Source organism: Bartonella sp. MR168JLCBS (genome assembly GCF_042194175.1).
In genome coordinates this window covers 145,914-153,971 of sequence record NZ_JBHIMP010000004.1, presented here as the reverse complement: position 1 = coordinate 153,971, position 8,058 = coordinate 145,914, and the positions used below count along the sequence as shown (strand labels likewise).

The following is an 8,058-nucleotide window of genomic DNA, read 5'->3' as shown; positions in this document are numbered from 1 at the left end:
AGGTAGCAGAAATTTTGAGAAGAGAATCGGATGCTTGTCGCAAAAGCATCATAATAAAGCCTTCTACTCCGTTGCAACGTGAAACTGTTGTTGCGTTTATGAGACTTTTAGATGGCTCACATCAAGAAACGTTAGCAGACTTCAAAGAAACATTAGAAACATTGTACGAAGCATGCTTTATAAAGAAATGTTAGAAAATCCTATACCATCACTTCTATTTACGCATCCCTCACAGTAAAAAACATATGAAATATCAACAACTTAATATGAATATAAAGCTATATGGTGGGCGATGAGAGACTCGAACTCCCGACATCCTCGGTGTAAACGAGGCGCTCTACCAGCTGAGCTAATCGCCCAATGCAATGATTAGCAATTGAATGGGAACTCTTTAAGGAAAAATTTTTCTAAACGCAAGAATAAAGATAGTATTTGATAATTTTTTTTTAAAATGCATAATCCTTCTTGACATAAACGCATGAACCCCTTACACGACCGCTTGTACCAAATTAAATTGGTTCGAAAAAAATGCGCGGGTGTAGCTCAGTTGGTTAGAGTGCTGGCCTGTCACGCCGGAGGTCGCGGGTTCGAGCCCCGTCACTCGCGCCATTTCGTGATTCCTTGTGAAATTTCCTTTTTAAAATATCCATATAGTATTGAGTGTGGTGGTGGAGTATTTGATTGGGGGATGATATGTTTTTTCTTTCTTTTTATATGGTTTATAATAATAGGGCTTGCGTCTTTCTTTGCTCTGCGTTACCTATGCCGACAAGAAAAGTATCGCTCTATATGCCTTTGAAGCAGTATGAATAGAATTAATAGAGCGATTATTAAATTTGTCTGTTTGGTCTCGCAATATTGAATCATTGTGTTAAACTCAGGCATTTCGTTACGATGGAAGAGGGTTATGGCTTATTTATTGAGCTCTTATTTACCGGTCTTGATTTTCATTATTGTGTCAGCTGTTATTGCTGGAGTTTTGTTGATTACACCTTACATTGTAGCATATCGTTCCCCTGATCCTGAAAAGTTATCGGCTTATGAATGTGGGTTTAATTCATTTAGTGATGCACGCATGAAGTTTGATATTCGTTTCTATTTGGTATCAATTTTATTTATTATTTTTGATCTTGAAGTTGCTTTTCTTTTTCCTTGGGCTGTTTCATTCGAATCAATAGGTATGTTTGGCTTTTGGTCTATGATTGTGTTTTTAGCAATTTTGACTATTGGGTTTATATATGAATGGAAAAAAGGAGCCCTTGAATGGAATTAGGATCTAATAATTCAACGATTGCTGCTCCAAAACCAAAAGGAATCATTGATCCCAATACTGGTGAGCTGATAGGGTCTGACGATAAGTTTTTTCGTGATCTTAATGCTGAATTATCAGATAAGGGATTTTTAGTTACCTCGGCAGATGCTTTGGTTACTTGGGCACGTACCGGTTCTTTAATGTGGATGAGTTTTGGTTTGGCATGTTGTGCTATCGAAATGATGCAATGCTCAATGCCTCATTATGATAATGAGCGTTTTGGATATGCGCCACGAGCTTCACCCCGTCAGTCAGATGTGATGGTGGTTGCAGGTACTCTAACAAATAAGATGGCTCCTGCTTTAAGAAAAGTGTACGATCAGATGCCAGAGCCACGTTATGTGATTTCTATGGGATCATGTGCAAACGGTGGGGGATATTATCATTATTCCTATTCAGTAGTGCGTGGATGTGATCGTATCGTGCCTGTCGATATATATGTTCCAGGGTGCCCACCTACAGCAGAGGCATTATTATACGGCATATTGTTGCTACAGAAAAAAATCCGTCGTACCGGATCCATAGAGCGATAGAGAGTTTTCTTGTCATGATGGATAAAACTTTGGTTGAACTTGCTGCTTATTTGGAAAACAAGTTAAAAAATAAGCTTGAAGAGACTGTTATTGCTTTTGGTGAATTGACCATTGTGGCACGTCTTGACGCAATTATCGATGTCTTAATGTTTGTTCGTGATGATTCGCGCTGTCAATTTATTAATCTCACAGATATTAGTGGTGTGGATTATCCTTCTCGCGATAAGCGCTTTGACGTTTCTTACCAATTGTTATCTCCTCGTGAGAATTTACGCTTACGTGTAAAAGTTCGTACGGATGAAAATACTCCTGTTGCTTCAGCTTGTACGGTTTATCCTGGCGCAGAGTGGTATGAACGTGAAACGTATGATATGTATGGGATTTTATTTTCAGGACATCCGGATTTGAGACGGATTTTAACAGATTATGGGTTTGAGGGATATCCTTTACGAAAAGACTTTCCTGTGACAGGATTTGTTGAATGTCGTTATGATAATGAAGCAAAGAGGGTGATTTATGAGCCTGTTGTTTTGCGTCAAGAGATGCGTAATTTTGATTTTCTTTCTCCTTGGGAAGGAGGACAGTATACTTTGCCATGTAATGGAAAAGCGGATGAAAAATAATAATATTGGTTTTGATAAGGCATTATATTAGAGTACTGTATTTCTTAAATAATTAAATATTTTTTAGTATGATAGATTTTTTTGATATTTGATATGAAGTTTTTTAAAAAGCAAGGGGTTGATTGTGGCTGAGGTCAATGTTCGAAACTTTAATATCAATTTTGGTCCGCAGCATCCTGCCGCGCATGGGGTTTTGCGCATGGTTTTGGAGTTGGACGGTGAAGTTGTTGAGCGTGTAGATCCACATATTGGGTTATTGCATCGCGGTACCGAAAAATTAATGGAAACAAAAACTTATCTTCAAGCGGGTCCTTATCTAGATCGTTTGGATTATGTTGCTCCTATGAATCAGGAACATGCTTTTGTCCTTGCTATTGAAAAGTTATTGGATATTAAAGTTCCTAAAAGAGGGCAATTAATACGTGTTTTGTTTTCTGAAATTGGGCGTATTCTTAATCATTTGCTTAATGTAACGACACAGGCAATGGATGTTGGTGCTTTAACACCACCTCTTTGGGGGTTTGAGCAACGTGAAAGATTGATGATTTTTTATGAGCGTGCCTGTGGCGCACGTCTTCATGCAAATTATTTTCGTCCTGGTGGTGTGCATCAAGACTTACCAGAATCTTTAGTTGAAGATATAGGTAATTTTATTGATCCTTTTCTTGTTGCTCTTGGTAAACTTGATGCGCTTGTAACGCCAAATCGGATTTTTAAGCAGCGTAATGTGGATATTGGCGTGGTAACTATTGATGAAGCTTGGGCACGTGGTTTTTCTGGGGTTATGATTCGTGGGGCTGGTGTTCCATGGGATTTACGTAAAAGCCAACCTTACGAATGTTATGATGAAATGGAATTTGATATTCCTGTAGGTAAGAATAGCGATTGTTATGATCGTTATCTTATTCGTATGGAAGAAATGCGTCAATCAGCAAAAATTATGCGCCAATGTGTGGAGCGTTTGCTGAGTACTGAAAAAAATGGACCGGTTTCGAGCTTGGATCGCAAGATTGTACCACCGAAACGGAGTGAAATGAAAAGTTCGATGGAAGCACTGATTCATCATTTCAAGCTTTATACGGAAGGTTTTCATACGCCTCCTGGAGAAGTATATGTTGCTGTGGAAGCTCCGAAAGGGGAGTTTGGTGTTTATCTTGTTTCTGATGGAACCAATAAGCCTTATCGTGTAAAGTTGCGTGCTCCTGGGTTTGCGCATCTCCAAGCTATGGATTTTTTAACCAGAGGTCATATGCTGGCGGATGCTACAGCTATTTTGGGTTCGATTGATATTGTTTTTGGGGAGGTTGATCGCTAATGTCCGTACGCCGTCTTGCAGATGATGTTTATCAGCCCGCTGAGTTTTCTTTTACAAAAGAAAATCAGATATGGGTAAAAAATACTATAGAGAAATATCCTGTAGGGCGTGAGCAGTCTGCTGTAATTCCATTATTAATGCGTGCTCAAGAGCAAGATGGTTGGGTGACACGTGCCGCGATTGAGCATATTGCTCAGATTCTTTCCATGGCTTATATTCGTGTTCTGGAAGTTGCAACTTTTTACACTCAGTTTCAGCTTAAGCCCGTTGGAACAAAAGCGCATATTCAAGTTTGTGGTACGACCCCTTGTATGTTACGTGGATCTGGTGAATTGATTAAAGTTTGTCAGAAAAAAATTCATCATGAACCTTTTGTTACCAATCAGGATGGAACCTTATCATGGGAAGAGGTAGAATGTCTTGGTGCTTGTGTGAATGCTCCTATGGTTATGATTTTTAAAGATACTTATGAAGATCTTACAGCTGAGCGTCTTGAAGAAATTATTGATGCATTTGAAGCTGGGAAAGGTTCTGAGATAGCGGTTGGTCCGCAAAGTAGCCGTAAGTCGTCGGAACCGATTAGTGGTTTAACTTCTCTTATTGATGATGAGAAAGAAAAAAAGATCTCTCAAGTCTTCACCAAAAAAGGATAAGGAAAGAGTGGGAACATAATTAAGTATTTTTCTTGAAAAAGTATTTTATTATTCTACCCATGATGACAACATTTAATGAAAAGTAAGAAGTCTTGAAAAGATATTTAAAAATTGCATTTGAGGAAAAGCGGAAAATGCTATGGGTAATAGAAAAAAAGGTGGGGTATGCTAGCTGATAAAGATCGTATCTTCACCAATCTGTATGGTTTAAAAGACAAATCATTAAAGGCTGCGATGTTGCGTGGGCATTGGAGTGGTCTGAAAGAGATGATTGACAAAGGTCGTGATTGGATCATTGATGAGGTGAAGGCATCGGGTTTACGCGGTCGTGGTGGTGCTGGTTTTCCTACCGGAATGAAGTGGTCCTTTATGCCAAAGCAGAATGATGGTCGTCCTCATTATTTGGTTGTCAATGCCGATGAATCTGAACCTGGAACTTGTAAAGACCGTGATATTTTACGTCATGACCCCCATACTTTGATTGAAGGATGTGCAATCGCTACTTTTGCTATGGGAGCCAATGTTGCTTTTATTTATATTCGTGGTGAATATATTCGTGAACGTGAAGCGCTACAAGCTGCCGTTGATGAATGCTATGATGCAGGTTTACTTGGCAAAAAAACGAAATATGGGCATGCTTGTGATATTATTATTCATCATGGAGCTGGTGCTTATATTTGTGGTGAAGAAACAGCTCTTCTTGAAAGTCTTGAGGGAAAAAAGGGACAACCTCGGCTTAAACCACCATTTCCTGCCAATATGGGGATTTATGGCTGTCCAACAACAGTAAATAATGTAGAGTCCATTGCTGTTGTTCCAACGATTTTGCGGCGGGGTGCTTCGTGGTTTTCGTCAATCGGACGAGCAAATAATGTTGGAACGAAATTGTTTATGGTTTCAGGGCATGTTAATGCACCTTGTACATTTGAAGACGCTCTTGGTGTTTCATTCCGTGAATTAATTGAAAAACATACGGGTGGTGTTCGTGGTGGGTGGAATAATCTTTTAGCAGTTATTCCAGGGGGGGCTTCTTGTCCAGTCGTCCGTGGTGAGGATATGATCGATGCGATCATGGATTTTGATGGGATGCGAGATGTCGGGTCTTCTTTTGGCACGGGGGGAATGATTGTTATGGATAAATCAACCGATATTATCAAGGCAATTTGGCGTATAGCTGCTTTTTTCAAGCACGAGAGTTGTGGTCAGTGTACTCCGTGTCGTGAGGGGACGGGTTGGATGATGCGTCTTTTAGGGCGTATGGTTGAGGGAAGAGCACAAAAACGCGAGATTGATCTTTTGTTTGAAGTGTCTAAACAGGTTGAAGGACACACTATTTGTGCGCTTGGTGATGCTGCCGCATGGCCTGTACAGGGGTTGATACGTAATTTTCGTCCGGAAATCGAGCGTAGAATTGATGAATACACGCGAAATGTAGTCCAAAGCAAAAACATTGCTTTAGAAGCAGTAGGATAGAAGATTTTTTAAAGAGCAGCCGAATGCAAATTTTAAGTGGGTTATCCGCAGGTTGGATGGGTGATGATAAATATCAAAGTTGATGGCAAAGAGATTGAAGTTCCTGATTACTACACGTTGCTTCAGGCTGCTGAGGCGGCTGGGGCAGAAATTCCACGTTTTTGTTTTCATGAATCTTTGTCAATTGCTGGAAATTGTCGTATGTGTTTGGTTGAGGTTAAGGGTGGTCCTCCAAAACCTCAGGCTTCTTGTGCTATGGGGGTTCGTGATTTACGATTAGGGCCTAACGGTGAAGCACCTGAGATTTTTACCAATACGGCGATGGTAAAAAAAGCACGTGAAGGTGTTATGGAATTTCTTCTCATTAATCATCCTTTGGATTGTCCAGTGTGTGATCAAGGGGGAGAATGCGATCTTCAAGATCAAGCAATGCTTTATGGACGAGATTGTTCTCGTTATACAGAAAATAAGCGTGCTGTAGAAGATAAATATATTGGACCTCTTGTCAAAACTGTCATGACACGGTGTATTCATTGTACACGGTGTGTTCGTTTTACAACGGAAGTTGCAGGTATTTCTGAGCTTGGTTTGATCGGTCGTGGTGAAGATGCTGAAATTACGACGTATCTTGAAAAAGCTATGACATCTGAATTACAGGGAAATGTTATTGATCTTTGTCCGGTGGGAGCTTTAACTTCAAAACCTTATGCGTTTCATGCTCGTTCGTGGGAATTGGTAAAAACGGAATCGATTGATGTGATGGATGCGCTTGGTAGTGCGATCCGTATTGATAGTCGTGGCCGTGAAGTTATGCGGATTATGCCGCGTACGAATGAAGATGTAAATGAGGAATGGATCTCTGATAAAACGCGTTTTATTTGGGATGGATTACGGACTCAGCGGCTTGATAGGCCATATGTGCGCAAAGAAGGAAAGCTTCAACCTGTCAGTTGGACAGAAGCTTTTGCAAAAATTAAAATGGTGGTTTCTAAAACCTTGCCAGAAAAAATTGGAGCGATTGCTGGAGATCTCGCGTCTGTTGAGGAAATGTACGCACTTAAAACATTGCTTCTTTCATTGGGCTCAACGCTTTTTGATTGTCGCCAAAGAGGGGGGGCTTTATCGCCTGAGTTTGGGCGTTCGAGTTATATTTTTAATCCTACAATTGCAGGTATTGAACAGGCTGATGCACTGCTTATTGTGGGATCTAATCCACGTCATGAAGCGGCTGTTTTAAATGCGCGTATTTTTAAGCGCCAACGGATGGGAAATTTTCCTATTGCATTAATTGGAGAGAAAGTCGATTTACGTTATCCTTATTCTTATCTTGGATCTGGGAGTGATACATTAACGACACTTATTCGTGGAGAGGATGTTTTTTTTAATGTCTTAAAAGAAGCGAAGAGGCCCCTTATTCTTATCGGAGAGGGGGCTGTTTCAGGAAATGAAGGTTTATCTGTTTTAAAAAGTCTTGCTAAATTAGCTGACAATATTGGTGCTCTTAGTGAAGAATGGAATGGGTTTGGGGTTCTTCATAATGCAGCATCGATTGTTGGAGGATTGGACATAGGCTTTACTTCTAAACTTGGGGTTGCAAATATTCTTAAAACCTGTGAAGTTTTATTTTTACTTGGTGCTGATGAAGTAGAATTAGCCAATACAAAAGCTTTTACAGTTTATATTGGTAGCCATGGTGATAATGGTGCACATGCTGCTGATGTTATTTTGCCTGCATCTGCTTACACTGAAAAATCAGGGCTTTATGTGAATACAGAAGGACGTGTTCAAATGACAAATCGGGCTGGTTTTGCTCCAGGTGAAGCAAAAGAAGATTGGGCTATTTTGCGTGCTTTATCGGATATTTTAGGACAAAGGCTCCCTTTTGATTCTCTTTCTCAATTAAGACAATGCTTGTTTAATGATTATCCACACCTTTGTGCTGTTGATGATATAGTACCTTCTGATATAAGTGGTCTTAAGGCGCTTGGTTCAAAAATGGTTTCTCTAGAGAGTCAAATTTTTACTTCTATGGTTAAAGACTTTTATTTAACAAATCCGATAGCACGTGCTTCTGCTGTTATGGCTGAATGTTCATCTCTTACAAAAAACCGTGCTACGCAAACTGTAAAGTAAGGCAAAGGAAAAGGAA

At 39.9% G+C, this 8,058-nt stretch carries 7 protein-coding genes, 2 tRNA genes and 1 pseudogene; 9 read left to right on the top strand and 1 reads right to left on the bottom strand.

Annotation, left to right across the window (positions count from 1 at the left end; translation table 11 throughout):
* Nucleotides 1-194, top strand: a pseudogene (locus ACFIK8_RS04585) (XRE family transcriptional regulator); the annotation flags it as partial.
* Nucleotides 195-283: 89 nt separating this feature from the next.
* On the opposite strand, the gene ACFIK8_RS04580 reads toward ACFIK8_RS04585, so the two are convergent.
* A tRNA-Val gene (locus ACFIK8_RS04580) sits at nucleotides 284-359 on the bottom strand.
* Nucleotides 360-532: 173 nt separating this feature from the next.
* Between ACFIK8_RS04580 and ACFIK8_RS04575 the strand changes: the two genes are divergently transcribed.
* The 8 genes from ACFIK8_RS04575 (at nucleotide 533) to nuoG (ending at nucleotide 8,042) form a co-directional block, all read left to right on the top strand.
* Nucleotides 533-609, top strand: a tRNA-Asp gene (locus ACFIK8_RS04575).
* 298 nt (nucleotides 610-907) lie between these two features.
* Entirely contained in the window at nucleotides 908-1,273 is a 366-nt protein-coding gene (locus tag ACFIK8_RS04570) for an NADH-quinone oxidoreductase subunit A (protein ID WP_005773599.1), read from the top strand.
* Nucleotides 1,264-1,845: a NuoB/complex I 20 kDa subunit family protein gene (locus ACFIK8_RS04565; protein ID WP_375636124.1), complete on the top strand. Its 582-nt coding sequence runs from the start codon at nucleotides 1,264-1,266 to the stop codon at nucleotides 1,843-1,845. Before ACFIK8_RS04570 ends, ACFIK8_RS04565 begins: the two co-directional genes overlap by 10 nt.
* A gap of 17 nt (nucleotides 1,846-1,862) precedes the next feature.
* Nucleotides 1,863-2,468: an NADH-quinone oxidoreductase subunit C gene (locus tag ACFIK8_RS04560; RefSeq protein WP_375669001.1), complete on the top strand. Its 606-nt coding sequence runs from the start codon at nucleotides 1,863-1,865 to the stop codon at nucleotides 2,466-2,468.
* Between the two features lie 124 nt (nucleotides 2,469-2,592).
* A complete protein-coding gene (locus ACFIK8_RS04555; protein ID WP_273787995.1) occupies nucleotides 2,593-3,783 on the top strand; it encodes an NADH-quinone oxidoreductase subunit D in 1,191 nt (396 codons plus the stop codon).
* Nucleotides 3,783-4,436: an NADH-quinone oxidoreductase subunit NuoE gene (gene nuoE, locus ACFIK8_RS04550; RefSeq protein ID WP_015856354.1), complete on the top strand. Its 654-nt coding sequence runs from the start codon at nucleotides 3,783-3,785 to the stop codon at nucleotides 4,434-4,436. Before ACFIK8_RS04555 ends, nuoE begins: the two co-directional genes overlap by 1 nt.
* Nucleotides 4,437-4,601: 165 nt before the next feature.
* On the top strand, nucleotides 4,602-5,909 hold the full coding sequence (gene nuoF, locus ACFIK8_RS04545; protein WP_375668999.1) for an NADH-quinone oxidoreductase subunit NuoF: 1,308 nt from the start codon (nucleotides 4,602-4,604) through the stop codon (nucleotides 5,907-5,909).
* A 63-nt stretch (nucleotides 5,910-5,972) separates the two neighbouring features.
* On the top strand, nucleotides 5,973-8,042 hold the full coding sequence (gene nuoG / locus ACFIK8_RS04540; protein ID WP_375636122.1) for an NADH-quinone oxidoreductase subunit NuoG: 2,070 nt from the start codon (nucleotides 5,973-5,975) through the stop codon (nucleotides 8,040-8,042).
* Nucleotides 8,043-8,058: the final 16 nt, after the last annotated feature.

Excerpts from the sequence above, each read along its gene's own strand:
- ACFIK8_RS04570 (WP_005773599.1), top strand. The coding sequence starts at position 908 with ATGGCTTATTTATTGAGCTCTTATTTACCGGTCTTGATTTTCATTATT.
- ACFIK8_RS04565 (WP_375636124.1), top strand. The coding sequence starts at position 1,264 with ATGGAATTAGGATCTAATAATTCAACGATTGCTGCTCCAAAACCAAAA.
- ACFIK8_RS04560 (WP_375669001.1), top strand. The coding sequence starts at position 1,863 with ATGGATAAAACTTTGGTTGAACTTGCTGCTTATTTGGAAAACAAGTTA.
- nuoE (WP_015856354.1), top strand. The coding sequence starts at position 3,783 with ATGTCCGTACGCCGTCTTGCAGATGATGTTTATCAGCCCGCTGAGTTT.
- nuoF (WP_375668999.1), top strand. The coding sequence starts at position 4,602 with ATGCTAGCTGATAAAGATCGTATCTTCACCAATCTGTATGGTTTAAAA.
- nuoG (WP_375636122.1), top strand. The coding sequence starts at position 5,973 with ATGATAAATATCAAAGTTGATGGCAAAGAGATTGAAGTTCCTGATTAC.